Annotated in this window: 15 protein-coding genes, 1 tRNA gene and 1 pseudogene; 7 read left to right on the top strand and 10 right to left on the bottom strand. The window is 72.0% G+C overall.

Annotated features, from left to right (window positions below; all coding sequences use genetic code 11):
• The first annotated feature begins 47 nt into the window (after positions 1–47).
• Positions 48–338, top strand: coding sequence for a hypothetical protein (locus tag VXC91_RS32620; protein WP_329510956.1), 291 nt, complete (start codon positions 48–50; stop codon positions 336–338).
• Positions 339–467: 129 nt separating this feature from the next.
• Here VXC91_RS32620 and VXC91_RS32615 read toward each other — a convergent pair whose 3' ends face one another.
• The 4 genes from VXC91_RS32615 to hppD form a co-directional block, all read right to left on the bottom strand.
• On the bottom strand, positions 468–1253 hold the full coding sequence (locus tag VXC91_RS32615) for an RDD family protein (RefSeq protein ID WP_329510955.1): 786 nt from the start codon (positions 1251–1253) through the stop codon (positions 468–470).
• Between the two features lie 54 nt (positions 1254–1307).
• Positions 1308–2828, bottom strand: coding sequence for an RDD family protein (locus tag VXC91_RS32610; protein ID WP_329510954.1), 1521 nt, complete (start codon positions 2826–2828; stop codon positions 1308–1310).
• Positions 2829–3116: 288 nt separating this feature from the next.
• Entirely contained in the window at positions 3117–4517 is a 1401-nt protein-coding gene (locus VXC91_RS32605) for an FAD-binding oxidoreductase (RefSeq protein WP_329510953.1), read from the bottom strand.
• A 142-nt stretch (positions 4518–4659) separates the two neighbouring features.
• On the bottom strand, positions 4660–5805 hold the full coding sequence (hppD, locus tag VXC91_RS32600) for a 4-hydroxyphenylpyruvate dioxygenase (protein WP_329510952.1): 1146 nt from the start codon (positions 5803–5805) through the stop codon (positions 4660–4662).
• A 122-nt stretch (positions 5806–5927) separates the two neighbouring features.
• Between hppD and VXC91_RS32595 the strand changes: the two genes are divergently transcribed.
• The 4 genes and pseudogenes from VXC91_RS32595 to VXC91_RS32580 all read left to right on the top strand — a co-directional run.
• Positions 5928–6407, top strand: a complete 480-nt coding sequence (locus tag VXC91_RS32595; protein ID WP_329510958.1) for an Lrp/AsnC family transcriptional regulator — start codon at positions 5928–5930, stop codon at positions 6405–6407.
• A gap of 18 nt (positions 6408–6425) precedes the next feature.
• A complete protein-coding gene (locus VXC91_RS32590) occupies positions 6426–7100 on the top strand; it encodes an ABC transporter permease (RefSeq protein ID WP_329510951.1) in 675 nt (224 codons plus the stop codon).
• The gene (locus VXC91_RS32585; RefSeq protein WP_408057533.1) at positions 7097–7906 is read left to right on the top strand and encodes an ABC transporter permease; all 810 of its coding nucleotides are present in this window, start codon (positions 7097–7099) and stop codon (positions 7904–7906) included. Before VXC91_RS32590 ends, VXC91_RS32585 begins: the two co-directional genes overlap by 4 nt.
• A gap of 67 nt (positions 7907–7973) precedes the next feature.
• A pseudogene (locus VXC91_RS32580) lies at positions 7974–8183 on the top strand (transcriptional regulator); the annotation flags it as partial.
• 68 nt (positions 8184–8251) lie between these two features.
• Here the strand turns inward: VXC91_RS32580 and VXC91_RS32575 are convergent.
• From VXC91_RS32575 to VXC91_RS32565, 3 genes are read right to left on the bottom strand one after another with little or no spacing between them, the layout of a single operon-like run.
• A complete protein-coding gene (locus tag VXC91_RS32575) occupies positions 8252–9043 on the bottom strand; it encodes a S16 family serine protease (protein WP_329510950.1) in 792 nt (263 codons plus the stop codon).
• A gap of 42 nt (positions 9044–9085) precedes the next feature.
• On the bottom strand, positions 9086–10195 hold the full coding sequence (gene menC / locus VXC91_RS32570; RefSeq protein WP_329510949.1) for an o-succinylbenzoate synthase: 1110 nt from the start codon (positions 10193–10195) through the stop codon (positions 9086–9088).
• Complete coding sequence (locus VXC91_RS32565; RefSeq protein ID WP_329510948.1) at positions 10192–11106, bottom strand: chorismate synthase; 915 nt, start codon at positions 11104–11106, stop codon at positions 10192–10194. The genes menC and VXC91_RS32565 overlap by 4 nt, the downstream gene beginning before the upstream one ends.
• A 101-nt stretch (positions 11107–11207) precedes the next feature.
• Here VXC91_RS32565 and VXC91_RS32560 point away from each other — a divergent pair, with 101 nt between their 5' ends.
• Positions 11208–12779, top strand: a complete 1572-nt coding sequence (locus tag VXC91_RS32560; RefSeq protein WP_329510947.1) for a PucR family transcriptional regulator — start codon at positions 11208–11210, stop codon at positions 12777–12779.
• Positions 12780–12796: 17 nt separating this feature from the next.
• Here the strand turns inward: VXC91_RS32560 and VXC91_RS32555 are convergent, their stop codons facing one another.
• From VXC91_RS32555 to VXC91_RS32545, 3 genes are all read right to left on the bottom strand, one after another.
• Complete coding sequence (locus tag VXC91_RS32555; RefSeq protein WP_329510946.1) at positions 12797–13438, bottom strand: IclR family transcriptional regulator; 642 nt, start codon at positions 13436–13438, stop codon at positions 12797–12799.
• A 307-nt stretch (positions 13439–13745) separates the two neighbouring features.
• Positions 13746–15554 carry a DEAD/DEAH box helicase gene (locus tag VXC91_RS32550; protein WP_329510945.1) on the bottom strand — a complete coding sequence of 603 codons (1809 nt, stop codon included), beginning with the start codon at positions 15552–15554 and terminating at the stop codon, positions 13746–13748.
• Positions 15555–15759: 205 nt separating this feature from the next.
• Positions 15760–17208: an MFS transporter gene (locus VXC91_RS32545; RefSeq protein WP_329510944.1), complete on the bottom strand. Its 1449-nt coding sequence runs from the start codon at positions 17206–17208 to the stop codon at positions 15760–15762.
• Positions 17209–17508: 300 nt separating this feature from the next.
• Here VXC91_RS32545 and VXC91_RS32540 point away from each other — a divergent pair.
• Positions 17509–17583: transfer RNA gene (locus VXC91_RS32540), tRNA-Cys, on the top strand.
• The last annotated feature ends 83 nt before the right edge of the window (positions 17584–17666 follow it).

Genomic DNA, 17666 nt, shown 5'->3' with positions numbered 1-17666 from the left:
CACTAGAGGCACCGGGGGGAGGAGACCCGCACCCCCGAGGAAGGGCCATGCCTCGTCCGAACGCCGCACAGCTCGCCTACGGTTCCTGCACCGTGATCTTCTCCACCCTCGCCATGCTGCTGCTGTCACAGACGAGTTCGGGCCTGGGTATCGCCGTGATCGCCGTCGCGGCGCTCGTGCTCGGGCTGCTCGTCGCCGTGACGGTCCCGCTGCCGAAGTCCGCTTCAGCCGGTGCCGGGCGGCCCGCCGGCCGGCAGCACGCAACGGCCGGCCGGCCGACGGCGTCCGTGGGATCCGCGGCGGCGGCCGAGTCCGTGCACGAGCCGGCGAACCTCTGAACCGGGCGCGCAGCAGAGCGGTTCACGGGCACCAGACGCACAACCTCACAGCGCACAGCCGAAACCGGCGGGTCCCGATGCACGGGCCCGCCGGTTCGCGTGTATGCCGCCGTAGTTCCGCTCAGCCGTTCACACCGTGCTGACCTCCACCGTCCTGGCCGCCTTGTCGTGCAGACCCTGCTTGTAGGGCTTGTCGAAGAAGCTCCAGCCGCCGCAGATCGCGGTCCAGACACAGGCACAGCAGAACGCGAACGGAAGCCACAGCACCGCGGCGCGGATCAGCGAAGCCTGCACGGAAGGGCTGGAGCCGTCCCGCAGATTGGCCACCCGCATGTTCAGCAACTTCTTGCCGAACGTCTGCCCCGACCTGGAGATCATGACGGTGTCGTAGGCGATGTAGAGCACAGCGGCGATCACGGACTGGCCCAGAGACCTGCTGTAGTCGATCTGGTTGGCGTCCACGTTGTACTCGGTGGTGCGGAACGCCCAGGACAGCAGCACGACGACGATGCCCACAATGATCATGTCGATGATCCGTGCGAGCACACGTTTGCCACTGTCGGCGAGCGGGGGCATCCCGGCGAGGGGGTCCGTCCCGCCGTACGGGCCGTAGGGTCCCCCGCCGCCGTGGGGGGCACCGGGTGGCGGAGGCATGTCGTAGGGGCTTCCACCGCCGGGCGGGGGCTGACCGCCGGGCGGGGGCTGACCGTACGGGGGCTGACCGCCCGGCGGCGGCTGACCGTACGGAGGCTGACCTTGGGGAGGAGGCCGGCCGCCCGGTGGCGGCTCACTGCCGGCCGGCGAGCCCCAGTGGGGTTCCGAGCCGCCACCCTCGGACGGCGGGGGCTGGTTCTTTCTGAACGGGTCGTCCTCCGGGGAGTCCCCGGAGCCGGGGGGCGGCGGTTCGGTGCTCATGGCCCGAGTCGACCGCGAACCCTCCGGCTCCGCATCCCTACAGGTCCGTCCGGGTCAGCCCGCCACGAACGTGTGCGCCGCCTTGTCGTGCCAGCACTGGTGCCACGGCCGGTCGAACACGCACCACAGCACGCCGACGACGCCGAACACGAGCAGACCCGGGACGCTGTAGACGAGCCAGCGGCGCAGGGCCGGCCCGAACGCCGGTGGCTCATGGGCCTCGATGTCCCGCACCTCGATGCCGCACAGCTTCTTGCCGAGCGTGCGGCCCCACTTGACGGTGGGCAGCACTTCGTAGAGGACGCCGAAGCCGAGGAGCACGGCGAGCACGACGGCAAGGTGGACCGAGGTCGTACCGTCGAGCAGCCAGACCGTGACGGTCTGCCCGGACAGCTTCGCCGCGCCGATCTTGTTGTTGATGTGGTCGATCGCCTCGGTGCCCAGCGGTACGGCGGCCACGCCCGTGACCGCCGCCAGCACCAGGGTGTCCAGGAGCCGGGCGGCCAGCCGCTTGCCGAGGTCCGCGGGCCGGGCCGCCGCCTGCGCCCGGGCCGCCGCCTGGAACGGGTCGTCCACCGGAGGCTTCCACGGCGCGACGGGCCGGCCGCCCTCGGGGCCCGAGCTCGCGAGCCGGTGCACCTGCTGCGCCCAGGAGGGCTGGCCGCCACCGGAGCCCGTGGTCAGGGGCGTGCCGGCGGACTGCTGGGGGATGCCGGAGGCGGGCTGCTGCGAGAGCGAACCCGCCGGTTGCCGCGGGGGCGACCCCGTCGGGGGCATGGCCGGCGCGGGGACCGACGGCTGCGGCGGGGGAGCGGTGCGCTGCGGAGCGGGGTCCGGCGCCTCCGGTTCCAGGCCCAGCGCGTGGCGGGCCGCGGCCTGGGCGCTGTCGGCGCGCGGGGCGGCGGGCCGGCCCGGACCGGAACCGGTCGCCCCTGTGCTTCCTCCCTGCTCCCCCGTGCGCGGGGAGAGCGAACGGAAGGCCGTGGTGCCCTCGGAAGAGACGGGGCCGTCGTGACCGGAGGTGTCCTGTGCGCCGGTGCCGGCGCCTTCGCTGCGCGGCTGCCGGCGGAACACGACCGTGCCGTCCGGGGCCGGAGTGGAGCCGGGGCCCGCCGCGGAGTCGGCGGGTGGAATGGTCGCCGTGCCGTCCGTACGCGTCGCCGCGCCCTCGGGCCGGCCGGCGAGCGGGACCCGGGGGTCGGCTCCCTGGGGCGCGCCCCACGAGACCCGGCGGTCCTGGTCGCCGCCGAAGCCGGACTGCCGTGAACGGTCGGCGCCCCAGGCCGAGGCGGGCTCCGGGCGGCTGCCGTGCTGGGCCTCGGCCGGGCTCACCCGAGGGGTCTCCTCGACCGGGTCCTCGTCGAAGAAGTGCGGCCCGGTCTCCTCCACCGTGGGCTGGGCAGGACGTGCACCGGGCGGCGGGGAGAGCGGTCCGCCGTCGCTGGGCGCGGGCCTGCTGGTGCCCGGCACCCAGGCGACACCGTTCCAGTACCGGACATATCCAGGAATGGACGGATCCGGGTAGTAGCCCTCGCGGGGTCTGTCGTCACCGGGTGCCGGGGTTGGGGCGCTCATGTCCGTCGTCCCGTATCTGCTCGGGGGGTCGTGTGGACATCCACATCTATCAGAACCGGGCGCGGGGTACTGCCGCTCCGCCTGCATCCACCCCTTTCCGGGCGATACCGCGCACGGCCTTCACACACCTGGAACACACCCGGAAAGAAATCCTCCGAAAGGTGCGTGACGCCTGTCGCAGCCGTTGGCTCCCGCTCATGCGGCCGGCCCGCATGCCCCCGCACGGGGCGCGGGCCGGAGCTCCCAGTCGGCTCCGGCTCCCCGGAAGGGTGAGCGAACCGGGGTGGTTCAGAAGAGCTTTCCCGGGTTGAGGAGGCCCAGGGGGTCGAAGACCTGTTTGATCGCCCGCTGCATCTGCACACCCACCGGGCCGATCTCACGCGCCAGCCACTCCTTCTTCAGGACGCCCACGCCGTGCTCGCCGGTGATCGTGCCGCCGAGTTCCAGGCCGAGGGCCATGATCTCGTCGAAGGACTCGCGGGCCCGCCGGGACTCCTCCGGGTCCTGTGCGTCGAAGCAGACGGTCGGGTGCGTGTTGCCGTCGCCCGCGTGTGCGCACACCCCGATGGTGAGCCGGTACTTCTCGGCGATCCGCTCCACCCCCTCGAGCATCTCGCCGAGCCGCGAGCGCGGCACGCACACGTCGTCGATCATCGTCGTGCCCTTGACGGCCTCCAGCGCGGTGAGCGACAACCGCCGCGCCTTCAGGAGCAGTTCGGACTCGGCCGCGTCATCGGCCGGTACCACCTCGGTGGCCCCGGCGGCCTCGCACAGCGCGCCGACAGCGGCGAGGTCGGCGGCCGGGTTTGGGGTGTCGAAGGCGGCGAGCAGCAGGGCCTCCGTGCTCTCCGGCAGGCCCATGTGCGCGAGATCGTTGACGGCCTTGACGGTTGTCCTGTCCATCAGTTCGAGAAGGGACGGCACATGTCCGCCCGTCATGATCCGGCACACGGCGTCGCAGGCGGCGGCCGCGGACGCGAACTCGGCCGCCAGCACCAGTTGCCGGGGCGGCTTGGGCTTCAGGGCGAGGACCGCGCGGACGACGATCCCGAGCGAGCCCTCGGAGCCGACGAAGAGCCGGGTGAGGTCGTAGCCGGCGACGCCCTTGGCCGTACGGCGGCCGGTGGACATGAGGCGCCCGTCGGCGAGGACGACGTCCAGACCGAGCACGTACTCGGCTGTCACCCCGTACTTCACGCAGCACAGCCCGCCGGAGGCCGTGCCGATGTTGCCGCCGATCGTGCACATCTCCCAACTGGAGGGGTCCGGCGGGTAGTACAGACCGTGTTCGTTCACCGCGCGGGACAGCGTGGCGTTGACGACGCCCGGTTCGACGACGGCGATGCGGTCGACCGGGTTGATCTCCAGGATCCGGTCCATCTTCGTCAGTGAGAGCACGATGCAGCCCTCGGAGGCGTTGGCCGCGCCCGACAGACCGGTGCGGGCGCCCTGCGGGACGACCGGGACCCGCAGTTCGGTGGCGGTCCGCATCACGTGCCGGACCTGCTCGACGGTGCGCGGCAGCACAACCACGGCCGGGGTGCCTGCCACACAGAAGCTCGCCATGTCGTTCGCGTACGAGGCCGTGACGTCGGGGTCGCTCAGGACGGCTTCGGGCGGCAGGCCGGCCCTGAGTCGGTCGAGGAGGTTGCCGGTGATTTCGTCGCGCGGGGCTTCGATACGGCTCATGATCCGAGCGTTGCACCCGGGGGCGGCGGTGTGAACCCCGCCTGCACACGGCTCCACCCTCGGGAAAGGGAGCCGTGTGCGTCCCGCCCGTGCCGCCCCCGGGTCGCGAGACCGGTCCGGTTCGGCTGCGGACGTAAGGGGTTCAGAGGTTTCCGCGCCTCTCCTGCTCCCGCTCGATCGCCTCGAACAGGGCCTTGAAGTTGCCCTTGCCGAAGCCCATGGAGCCGTGGCGTTCGATGATCTCGAAGAAGACCGTCGGACGGTCCTGGACCGGCTTGGTGAAGATCTGCAGCAGATAGCCGTCCTCGTCGCGGTCGGCGAGGATCTTCAGCTCGCGCAGGGTCTCGACGGGGACGCGGGTGTCACCCACCCATTCGCCGAGGGTGTCGTAGTACGAGCCCGGGGTGTCGAGGAACTCCACGCCGGCCGCCCGCATCGTCCGTACCGTGCGCACGATGTCGTTCGTGTTGAGCGCGATGTGCTGGACGCCGGGGCCACCGTAGAACTCCAGATACTCGTCGATCTGGGACTTCTTCTTCGCGACGGCGGGCTCGTTGATCGGGAACTTGACCTTGAGCGTCCCGTCGGCCACGACCTTGGACATCAGCGCGCTGTACTCGGTCGCGATGTCGTCGCCCACGAACTCCTTCATGTTCGTGAAGCCCATGACCTTGTTGTAGAACTGCACCCACTCGTTCATGTGACCGAGTTCGACGTTGCCGACGCAGTGGTCGATCGCCTGGAAGGTGCGGTACTCGAGCGGCTCCACGATCGGGTCGGCGGCGGCGTAGCCGGGCAGGTACGGGCCGTCGTAGCCGGTGCGCTCGACCAGGGTGTGGCGGGTCTCGCCGTATGTGGCGATCGCGGCCAGGACGACGACGCCGTGCTCGTCCTTCATCTCGTACGGCTCGGCGACCGATCGGGCACCGTGCTCGATCGCGTAGGCGTACGCGGCACGCGCGTCCGGGACCTCGATGGCGAGGTCGACGACGCCGTCGCCGTGTTCGGCCACGTGCTGGGCGAGGAAGTGGCCCCAGGTGGTGGCGGGCTTGATGACGGAGGTGAAGACGAAACGGGCCGAGCCGTTCTCCAGGACGTAGGAGGCGGTCTCGCGGCTGCCGTTCTCCGGTCCGGAGTAGGCGACGAGCCGCATGCCGAAAGCGGTGGAGTAGTAGTGGGCGGCCTGCTTGGCGTTGCCCACGGCGAAGACGACCGCGTCCATTCCCTTGACCGGGAAGGGGTCTGCCTCGCGCGCGGTGTCGGGAGTGTGGTGTGTGGTCTGGCTCATAGCGGCAGCCTCACCCCTCCCCGCAAGCTGCGCAATAGTTTGCGTATCAGCTGGGCACTCTGTTCAGCGAATGCCCCCGGACGGCGGGCGTTCTGTACAAGATGACCATCTTGGAGAAGGGCATGGCGATCGATCATCTGGACGCCCGGCTCATCGTGCTGCTGGCGCGGGAGCCGCGCATCGGGGTGCTGGAGATGTCCCGGCGGCTCGGTGTCGCGCGCGGCACCGTGCAGGCGCGCCTGGACCGGCTTCAGTCGAATGGAGTGATCCGCGGATTCGGCCCTCAGGTGGACCCGGCCGCACTCGGCTATCCCGTGACCGCCTTCGCGACGCTGCAGATCCGTCAGGGGCAAGGAGCGGACGTCAGGGCCCACTTGGCGACCGTACCGGAGGTCCTCGAACTGCTCACCACCACGGGCAGCGGAGACATGCTGTGCCGGCTGGTGGCTCGCTCGAATGCCGATCTTCAACGTGTGATCGACCGGGTTGTCGGTTTTGATGGCATCGTCCGGGCCTCCACGGCCATCGTCATGGAGAACCCCGTTCCGCTGCGGATCATCCCCCTGGTGGAGCAGGCGGCGGAGGACCGGGAGAAGACCTAGCGACCGGGATGAGGGCACGTGAGCTTCTGGGAATACGTGGACGACCGCCACCATCAGTTGCTCGTGGACGCCTGTCGGCACGCGGGCACGGTCTTCCCGTGCACGGTCGTCGCGGCGGTCCTGGGTGTGGGGATCGCCCTGGCCGCCCGTGGCAGCGAGCGGGCGGGCACCCTCGCCACGGCCGCGACCGGTGTCTTCCTGACCGTTCCCGCCCTCGCGCTGCTCGGTCTGCTGATCCCCCTCATGGGTCCCGGCCCGGCTCCCGCGGCCACCCTGCTGACGCTGTGCGGGCTGTTGCCGATCGTGCGGAACTCCGTCCTGGGCCTGCGCGCGGTCGATCCCTCACGGGTGCGCGCGGCCCGGGTCGTCGGCATGGCACGGCCGGCCCGGCTCGTGCGTGTGGAGCTGCCGGTGGCCTGGCCGTCGATCCTCGCCGGGATCAGGACTTCCACGCGGCTGCTGATGGGCGTCGCCGCGATCACCGCCTACGCCTCCGGGCCCGGCCTCGGCAACGAGATCCGCCGCGGCCTCGGCTCCCCGGACGGCGAGAACGCGCTCAACCAGGTGCTCGCGGGCACGCTCGGGATCGTCGCCCTGTCACTGCTGTTCGACGCCGGATACCTGCTCCTCGGGCGGCTGACCATCCCCGGGAGGCCCACGGCACCGGCACAACCGGAGGAGAAGCGGACGTGACCACACCCAAGGTGGAGGAGCAGGAGGAGATCAAGACGCCGACCCGGCCGAATCCGACGAGGCCCCGGATCAGCTGGCAGAAACTGACCTGTCTGCCCCTGGCGCTGGTGGTCGCACTGCTGGTGACCCTGCTCTGGTTCCGGCGCGCCCGGCTGGACCCCGTCTCCCAGGACGCCATGGCACGCGGCCGGGTCACGAGGGCCTTGTGGCAGCACGTCGAGCTGACTGCGATCGCCACGGTCCTGGTGCTGGTCGTGGCGATCCCGCTGGGCATCCTGCTCACCCGTGCGACGTTCCGCAGGGTCACGCCCGTGGCCCTGACGATCGCGACCCTGGGCCGGGCGGCTCCGGCGCTCGGTCTGCTGGCGTTGCCGGCACTCTGGCTCGGCACCGGCCGGAAAGCGGTCCTGCTCGGCATCGTCGTCTACGCCGTCCTGCCCGTGCTGGCGACCACGATCGCGGGACTGAAGGCGAACGATCCGGCGCTCCTGGAGACCGCCCGTGGCCTCGGCATGTCCCCGCTGGGCGTGCTGACCCGGGTCGAACTGCCCTCAGCCGTCCCGCTGATCCTCGCGGGCGTGCGCATGACCCTGGTCCTGAACGTCGGCACGGTGACGCTGGCGGCCCTCGGGGGCGGCGGCGGTCTGGGCGTACTGATCACCACCGGGATCGCCCACCACAGTCTCCCGTTGCTGCTGCTCGGCTCGATCCTCACGACCGCGCTGGCGCTCCTGGTGGACTGGGGCGTCTCAGTGGCGGAACTGCTGGTGGCCGACGTGCTCCACGGGGGCTCGAGAGGCTCGTAGGACTCCCCGGGAACCGGTTGCAAAGAATTCCTTGCCACCGATTCCTTGCAACGCTGCCTTCGCATGCATGCAGGAGCCCGACGACACCACCCCACGCGCGGACGAACGGCCGCCGCGCGTACTCGACGCCCGTTCGCTGCGCGGCCTTGCGCATCCCCTGCGCATGCAGTTGCTCAACGCGCTGCGGCGCGGCGGACCGGCCACGGCGTCCCGGCCGGCCGCGAAGCCGGGTGAGTCCAGCGGGGCGACCGGCTGTCACCTGCGCCGGCTCGCTGCGCCCCCGTCCCGCCGCCGTCCCATGCTGTGGCCGGAAGGGTTTGCCGGTGAACCTTTCCGGTCGCCGCACTAGCAGCTGGGTACCGAGCCCTTCCCCTTCTCCAGCGCCACCAGCGCGTCGACCGCGCCCGTCAGCGTGGTCACCGGGACCAGCCGCAGCCCCTTCGGCAGCTCCGCCTTCGCGTCGAGGCACTCCGCCTTCGGGACCAGGAAGACCGTCGCGCCGTCGCGGCGGGCGGCCTGCGTCTTGAGCGCCACACCGCCGACGGCGCCCACGTTGCCGGCGTCGTCGATGGTGCCCGTACCGGCGACGGTGCGGCCGCCCGTGAGGTCGCCGCCGCTGCCGTCGCCGTGCAGCTTGTCGATGATCCCGAGAGTGAACAGCAGGCCCGCGCTCGGGCCGCCCACGTCCGCGAGCTTCAGCGTGACCTTGACGTTCTTGTCGCTGAGGCCCACGTACTTCAGCGCCGCCCGGGTCGCGGCTTCCTGGGACTGTTTCATCTGCTCGGAGTTGTGCTGCTCGATCTCCTTGACGGTGTCGCCGCTCGGGTAGACCGCGTCACGTGGCAGCACCGCGCGGTCTGTGCGGACCCAGCCGTCGATCACGTCGCCGAGCGAGACATGCGCATCGGGCCCCGTCGCCTGGATCGTCGTCATCCGCAGCTGGCCGGACGTCGTACGGGTGGGCGTACCGCTGATCGTGATCACGGGAGCGCCCTTGTTCGCGCCGAGGACGTTGGCCGTCAGGCCCGGCTGCGCCACCGAGAACGGCAGCGGCGCGGCCGCCGCCGTTGCGAACAGGGCCGCGGCGGGCAGGGCGCAGACGGCGACGGCCTTGGGACGCGAGAGACGAGAGAGCACGGGATCAATCTAACGCGGCGGTGGCCTCCGGCCGGGTGCCGGTCAGCCCCCGTACAGGCCTCTCCGCCCGGTGGTGAAGCGCCGCAGGGCCTCCGGGAGCGGCGCGACACCGATCCCGGGCGCGGACGGCACCGGGAGATGGCCGTCCTGGAGCACGAACGGCTCGGTGATGTCCTCGGCGAAGTAGCGTGCGGAGGCCGAGGTGTCCCCGGGGAGCGTGCAGCCGGGCAGGGCCGCCAGTGCGAGGTTGGGGGCGCGGCCGACACCTGTCTCGAGCATGCCGCCGCACCACACCGGCACCCCGTGCGCGTGGGCCACGTCGTGCACGCGACGGGCCTCCAGATAGCCGCCGACCCGCGCGGGCTTCACATTGACGACCCGGCAGGCGTCCATGGCGATCGCGGAAGCCGTGTCACGGGCGTTGTGCAGGGACTCGTCCAGGCAGACGGGAGTGGCGAGGCGCTGCTGGAGCAGGGCGTGGGCGTGGAGGTTGTTCTCCTCCAGCGGCTCTTCGACGAGCAGCAGCCCGAACGCGTCCAGCTTCCGCAGGTGCTCGGCGTCGGCGAGCGTGTAGGCGGTGTTCGCGTCGACCTGGAGCGGCAGCTCGTAGCCGAACCGCTCGCGCACCGCCCTCACCGGTTCCAGGTCCCAGCCGGGCTCGATCTTCAGCTTGATGCGGACGTAGCCCTCGGCGAGGTAGCGCTCGACGTCGTCCAGCAACTCGGGCACCGAGTCCCTGATGCCGACCGACACCCCGGCCGGCACCCGGTCCCGCACGGCCCCCAGATAGGTCGCGAGCGGCATGCCGTGCGCGCGCAGCTCCGCGTCCAGGACGGCCGTCTCCAGGGCGGCCTTGGCCAGCTCGTGCCCCTTGATCGCCGCCATGCCGGGGGTGAGGGCGGCCGTCGTCAGACGGGGCAGGGCGGCGGCGCGCGGCAGCAGGAAGTCGCGGAGGACGATCTCGGCGCCGGCCACGAACTCCGAGCAGTACAGCGGTTCGGGGTCGGCGGCGAACTCGGACCAGCCCTCGGCGGCGTCGGTGACCACATGGAGCAGGAAGGTGTCCTTCGTGGTCATGGTCCCGAAGGAGGTGCGGAACGGGGCGACCAGCGGGATCGCCACGTGGACGATCTCGGCGCGTTCGAGTTTCATGCCGGGGAATGCTCCTTTCGGGTGAGCGTGTACCAGCCGTCCCGGGACATCGCCGTCGCTCTGAACCCCTCGGCGAAGGCCTGCACGAAGACCTCGCGGACGGCGTGCCGCCAGCGCAGGGCGAGGGCGGGATCGGCGGCGCGCAGGGCCACGACGTCCTCCGGTACGCGGCACCACAAGTGCCGGCCGTCGAGGGAGCGGTGGGCGAGCGGGGCCCCGTCCGGAGCCGTGGGGGTCCCCTCCGCTCGTGGGGCTCCCCCGGCCCGCGCGGTGCCGGGCGTCGAGGAGTCGGCAGCCCGGGGAACGGGCGCGGCTACGACGGTGTGGTCGGCGCTCTCGCACGGCTGCCGCGGTGACTCCAGGTCCCAGACGACAGTCAGCCGGTCGCTCTCGTCGCCGTCGTTCACACCGTCGGCCATCGGACCGTAGAAGTCGACGAGGTACTCCGTGCCGGTCGCGCCCAGCTTGACCAGGTTGAATCGGCCGTTGCGGCCGACCAGCGGGTCGAAGGTCCAGCGCAGGGTGCGGGCGCCACGCTCCAGCAGCCAGGCGCGCTGCGCCTGCTTCAGCGGGAGTCCGACACCGCGGTCGGCCGCCGCCAGCAGGGAGTACGCGTCCGCGTCGGCGGGCGGACCGAAGACGGCGGCACAGGCCCCGGCGAGCCGCTCCCCCACGACGGTGTAGGCGGCGTGCACGGCTCCGCCCGCGTGCACCAGGCTGTGCAGCACCTCGGCGGGCAGGGGCGGGCTGCTGCGGGGCGTCCGCCAGACGTCGCAGAAGTAGTCGGCCACGGCGGCGAGATCGCTCACGTCGTGCGCGGTACGGAGGTGGACGCCCGCGGTGCCCGCGGTGTCGTCCGCGAGCCGCGCCGCGCGTGCATGGGCGTCGGACAGGTCCCTGTCTGCTGTCATGGGTCGAGTGTCGGGGGCCCGCTGCGGGGCCGCGTTGTGCGGGAGGCCAAAACCCGCATACGGTCCTGAGGCGATCGGCCAACCGGCGCAGGAGGCATCCCATGGACGCCCGCACCCTCGGGGATCTGCTCGACGTCGTCGGCGAACCCTCCGTACGGCTGCACACCGCGCCCGCCGGCCTCGCCGTGCCCGTCACCGAGACGCTGCTGTACGAGGCCCACGCCTCTCTCCCCCGTACGCCCGGTGCGCTGCTGCTCGCGGTGGGCGTGCCCGCCCCGGACGCCGGACCGCTCACGCGCGCCGCCGGTGAGGCGGGCATGGCCGGCGTCGTCGTACGAGGCGAGGGCGGACCCGTCGCTGAGGCGGAGGGGGCCGGGATCGCCCTGCTGTCCGTGGACGAGGACGCCGCCTGGCACCAGGTGCACCTGCTGCTGGCGTCGGCGATCGGCGCGCGCCCGGCGGCCACGGGCGCGGGTGACGCCCGCGGTGAACTGTTCGCGCTCGCCGATGCGGTGGCCGCAGCCGTCGGCGGGGCCACCACCGTCGAGGACCCTCGGCAACGGATCCTCGCGTACTCCACGGTGCCGGGACAGGCGACGGACGAGGACCGTCGCCAGGGCATCCTCGGGCTTCGGGTGCCGGGGAGCCCGGAGAACACCGAGCAGTACCGGACCGTCTTCGCGGCCCAGGGCCCGGTGCGGCTGCCGGCACTCGCGGGTGCCCTGCCACGGCTGGCGGTCGCGGTGCGCGCCGGGGGCGAGACCCTCGGCTCGCTCTGGGTCGTCGACGACGGCCGGCTGGCACCCGACGCCGGGAAGGCACTGGCGCAGGGCGCGTCGACGGCGGCGCTGCTCCTGCTGCGGGCGCGCGCCGCTCAGGAGCTGGCCCGGCACCAGGACGGTGATCTGCTGCGTCGCCTCCTCGACGGCACCGCCGACCCGGCCGCCGCCCACCGGTTCGGCCCGGAGCCGGTACGAGTGGCCGCGTTCGTCCTGGACGCCACGGTGTCCGCGCCGGACGGCGAGCAGACCGCGCTGCGGCTGCTGGACCTCGTACGGCTCCAGTGCGAGGCCCGCTACGGACGGCACGCATGTGTGCTCGCCGACGGGGCCGTGTACGCGCTGCTGCCCGCCCCGGCGGAACGCGGCGTTCCCCGGAGCCGAAGCCATGGGGAGCGGCATCTGCGGCTGGCCGAGGACATCGTGCGGCGGGCCGGACAGGCACTGCGGGTGCCGGTGCGGGCCGGACTCGGCGAGGTCGTGCCCTCGGCCGCCGCGGTGGCCGCCTCCCGTCGGGACGCGGACCTGGTGCTGCGGGTGCTCGGGCCGCAGCTGCCGGTGGCGTCGGTGGCCGGGGTGCGGCCCCGGATCACTCTGCTGCGACTGGCCGAAGTGATGGAAGAACAACGGGAGTTGAACATGGGAGCCGGGCTGGAGGTGCGCGCGTACGACGCCGGGCACGGCACCGATTACGCACGCACCCTGCTGGCGTGGTTCGAGGCCGGCTGCGACATGGCGGGCGCGGCGGAGCGGCTCGCGGTGCACCCCAACACCTGCCGCTACCGGCTGCGGCAGGTGCGGCGGCGCATCGGAATCAATCTCGACGATCCCGACGAACGGCTGGTGCTGTGGCTGCAGTTACGGACGGCCGCGGACACCGGCGAGGGTCCCTGAGAGCGGCCGCCCGGCATTCAGTGCAGCGCCTCGGCCACCTCCCGAGCGGCGTCCACCACGCGTGGCCCCACCCTGTCGGGCACCGCGTCCGAGAGCATCACGACCCCCACGCTGCCCTCGATCCCGCTCACCCCGAGCAGCGGCGCGGCCGCACCGCTCGCGCCGGCCTCCAACTCCCCGTGGGTGAGCGTGTATCCCGGGTCCTCGACCGGCTGCCGACGGGCGGCGAGAATGGCCCGGCCGGCGGCTCCCCGGTCGAGCGGATGCCGGAACCCGGCCCGGTACGCCACGTGGTAGTCGGTCCAGGTCGGCTCGACCACGGCGACGGCCAGGGCCTCGGACCCGTCGACCAGCGTGAGGTGCGCGGTGGCCCCGATGTCCTCGGCGAGCGCTCGCAGCGCGGGCAGTGCGGCCTCCCGAACCAGCGGATGCACCTGGCGACCCAGGCGCAGTACACCGAGCCCGACCCGGGCACGGCCACCCAGGTCACGGCGGACGAGGGAGTGCTGCTCGAGCGTGGCCAACAACCGGTACACCACAGTCCGGTTGACGCCCAGCTTGGTGGACAGTTCGGTGACGGTCAGCCCGTGGTCCGTGTCGGCAAGCAGCTTGAGGACCCTCAGGCCCCGGTCGAGCGTCTGGGAGGTCTCCGCGGCCACGACTGCCACTCCTTAGTGGTGAGGCGGCGGCCCTGTCGCGGCGGATGCGGCACCGAGTCCCGTCGGCGACGCGCTCCAGAGGCCGCCGATCGGCTGGCGGCCCGGTGGACCCCGGACTCAGTCGCTTCACGGCTGCGCTCCGCGGCGGCGCTGCCACGGGGCGTGTGCGTAGCGGGACATTAGCGAGCCCGTTCGCTCAGCGGAAGGCTCCGTCCAGAATCCGGTCGGAGGCCGGGAGTCACTCGCCCGTTTTACGGCGGTACGCACCGCCCACCGAGGCCGCTCGTATCCCGGGGCGGTGCCGGGATCACTTCATGCGCGTGGCCCACTCCTGGACCTTCGCGATGCGCTGACGCAGCTGACCGGCGGTGCACTCGGCGCTCGGCGGGCCCCCGCACACACGGCGCAGTTCGGTGTGGATCACGCCGTGCGGCTTGCCGCTCTGGTGGACGTACGCGCCCACCATCGTGTTGAGCTGCTTGCGCAACTCCAGCAGTTCCTTGTGGGTGACCACCGGCCGCCGTTCGGCGGGCAGTTCCAGCAGGTCGGCCTCCGCGTCCGGTTTCTTGCGGCTGTGTGCGATCTGCCGGGCCTGCCGCTTCTGCAGCAGCAACTGCACCTGCTCGGGCTCGAGAAGGCCGGGAATGCCGAGGTAGTCCTGTTCCTCCTCGCTGCCGGGATGGGCCTGCATGCCGAACTCGGCGCCGTTGTACATGACCCGGTCGAAGACGGCGTCTGACTCCAGTGCCTCGAACGGCAGCATGTCCTGCTCGCCGGTGTCCTCGTCCTGCTCCCGGTTGGCCTCCTCCATCTCCTTCTCGGACTCGGCGTACGGGTCCTCCTCCTCGCCGCCCTTCTTCGGCTTGTCGAGGACGTGGTCGCGCTCGACCTCCATCTCGTTGGCGAAGGTGAGGAGGTCGGGGACGGTGGGCAGGAACACGGAGGCGGTCTCGCCACGGCGCCGGGACCGCACGAAACGGCCGACGGCCTGGGCGAAGAAGAGCGGGGTCGAGATGGTGGTCGCATACACCCCGACCGCGAGCCGGGGCACGTCGACCCCCTCCGACACCATGCGCACCGCGACCATCCAGCGGTCGTCGCTGTGGCTGAACTCGTCGATACGGTCGGACGCGCCCGCGTCGTCGGACAGGACGAGGGTCGCCCGGTGCCCGGTGATGTCGCGGATGAGCTTCGCGTACGCGCGTGCCGCCTCCTGGTCGGAGGCGATGACAAGGGCACCGGCGTCCGGGACGGCCTTGCGGACCTCGGTCAGCCGCTGGTCTGCGGCGCGCAGCACGCTGGACATCCACTCGCCGCGTGGGTCGAGGGCGGTGCGCCAGGCCTGGCTGACGGCGTCCTTGGTCATGGGCTCGCCCAGCCGGGCGGCGATCTCGTCGCCCGCCTTGGTCCGCCAGCGCATATTGCCGCTGTAGGAGAGGAAGATGACCGGCCGCACGACCCCGTCGGCGAGGGCGGACCCGTATCCGTAGGTGTAGTCGGCGGCCGACCGGCGGATCCCGTCGGCACCCTCCTCGTAGGCCACGAACGGAATGGGGTTGGTGTCGGACCGGAACGGCGTACCGGTCAGGGCGAGTCGCCGGGTGGCCGGCTCGAACGCCTCCAGGCAGGCCTCGCCCCAGGACTTGGAGTCGCCGGCGTGGTGGATCTCGTCGAGGATCACGAGGGTCTTGCGCTGCTCCACGCGGTTGCGGTGCAGCATGGGCCGGACCCCGACGCCCGCGTAGGTGACGGCGACACCGTGGTACTCCCGGCCGAGCGGTCCGGCGCTGTACTCGGGGTCGAGCTTGATGCCGATGCGCGCGGCCGCCTCCGCCCACTGCTTCTTCAGGTGCTCGGTCGGGGCGACGACCGTCACCTGCTGCACGACGTGGTGGTGCAGCAGCCAGGACGCGAGCGTCAGCGCGAAGGTCGTCTTGCCGGCACCGGGCGTGGCGACGGCGAGGAAGTCACGCGGCTGCTCCCGGACGTACTTCTCCATCGCCCCCTGCTGCCAGGCGCGCAGCTTGCCGGCCGTGCCCCAGGGAGCACGGCCGGGGTAGGCGGGAGAGAGGTGGTGCGAGTGGGAGGAGTTGGAGCTGGCGGCGGCGGTAGTCACGGTCTCCGGTTCGGTCGGCGCATGAAAGGCCGCGCGGAGCGCGTCGGGCAGGCGGTGCCGGCTGACGGGCGGGCGCGGCTGGGTATGACAACCGGGCCACCCTACCGGTGCGCCCACCGGAGGTTCGGGGTGACGCCGCCGCATCCGACCCGGGTGCGACACGGGTCACAGATCATCTGGATCACCGGGTTCGGCGCCGACGGGGTCACCGCGCCCGCAGCCGGGTCGTCACCCAGGCGCCCACCAGCGCCACCGCCGCCATCGGCAGGAACACCGCGGCGAAGGCGGCCGGGTGGGAGCCGGCGGCGCCGGTCTCGGTGACGGTGGGGGCGACCGAACCGCCGCCGAGCGCGACGAACGCGGCACCGCCCGCGGAGAGCAGAACGACGTTGGAGAGGCCGTCGGAGATCTGCAGGGCCGCCGAGTTCGCCCCCGCCTCCTCGGGAGCGGACAGCTGCAGCAGCAGGACGCTGGTCGAGGAGATGACCAGGCCCATGCCGAAGCAGCCGAACCCCCAGGCGACGGCGACGGTCCAGACGGGGACCGCGTGGATCAGCACACTGGGTGCCGTGGCGATCGCGGCGGCGACGACGAGCATGCCGAGCGTCATCAGCCGCCCCCGGTAGGGCTCCAGGCGCCGTCTCGACTGGACGTACGACCCGAGCGCCCAGGTGCCGCCGCCGGCCGCGAGCGAGAACCCGGCCAGGGTCGGGGACAGTCCCCTCTGGGTGACGAGCATGAGGGGGACGAAGCTCTCCGCCGCGATGAAGGCGCCCGCCGCGACTCCGCGCAGCAGCACCACGGACGGCAGCCCGCGGGCCGCCCGGTAGGTGCCACGGGGCAGCAGTCCGAGCACCGCCGGGACCAGCAGGGCGGCGCCCACGGCAGCGGGGACGAGGGACACCGGCTTCAGGTCCTGGGCCGCGTACTGGAGAAGTCCCGCGCCCAGCGAGATGCCGAACGCCAGACGGAGGCGGTGGACCTCGAAGGGGGCCACGCCGGCCGGCTCGGCGGGGCCGGCCGCCGAGCGCCGGATCCGGGGCAGCGCGAGCGCCAGCGGGAACACCACCAGTACCGGGATGCCGATGAAGACCCAGCGCCAGCCGAGTTGTTCGGTCACCGCGCCCGAGGCCAGCGGACCGACCACGGACGGGACGACCCAGCCCGCCGCGAATGCCGCCATGATCGCCGGGCGCAGCCGCTCCGGGTAGGCGCGGCCCACGACCACGTACAGGGCGACGATCACGAGTCCGCCCCCGAACCCCTGGACGGCCCGGCCCAGGATGAACACCCACATCGACCCTGCTGTCCCCGACAGCAGCAGCCCCGCGGCGAAGGCGCCGATGCCGCAGGTCAGTGAACCGAGCGGACCGCTGCGGTCCGACCACTGGCCTGCGAGCACCATGCCGAAGAGGCTGGTCGTGAAGTACCCCGAGAAGGCGAAGGCGTACAGCGACAGCCCGTCCAGCTCCCGCGCCGCGACCGGCATCGCCGTTCCGACTGCCGTCGCCTCGAAGGCGATGAGCAGGACGACCGAGACGATGCCGATGCTCAGCGCCCGGTACGGGCGGCTCAGCACGCCGACGGTGTCGTCCGGGGGTCCGGACGGGACGGCATCGGCGACATCGGTGTCGCGGGGGTCCAGGGCTTCCATGCACGCCAGAGTAAGGGGCTCAGCGGGGTTCGGCCCCTGTCCAGGGGCGGTGACGGCTTGAGACCTTGGTCGTACGACCCCTGTTCGTGAACGGCGTATGGCAGTCCCGTTGCAGCGCCGGGTTTTCTCTTGAGCCCGCTTTTCGCCCCACCGTACGGTCAATGCGTCAGGTCGGGACGAGTGAGCCGTGCCGCACCTGATCCTGGCCGGGTGCCCGAGTGGTTCAGGGACTCGCCTGCGCAGCATCCATCGGCGGGCTCCGCCCGCGGGGAGTTACGCGGGTTTCATGACCGGGAGAATGGCCGTGTGCCCGAGTGGTTCAGGGACTCGCCTGCAAAGCGAGTGACGCGGGTTCGATTCCCGCCACGGCCTCCAGCGCCTTGAGCAGGCAAAACGAGAGGGCGGCACCCCGGATGGGTGCCGCCCTGTTGTTCGTCCGTCTCATTTCCCGTCTCAGT

Source organism: Streptomyces chiangmaiensis, from assembly GCF_036281785.1.
Lineage (GTDB): Bacteria > Actinomycetota > Actinomycetes > Streptomycetales > Streptomycetaceae > Streptomyces > Streptomyces chiangmaiensis.
This window is presented reverse-complemented; position numbering and strand designations above follow the sequence as displayed.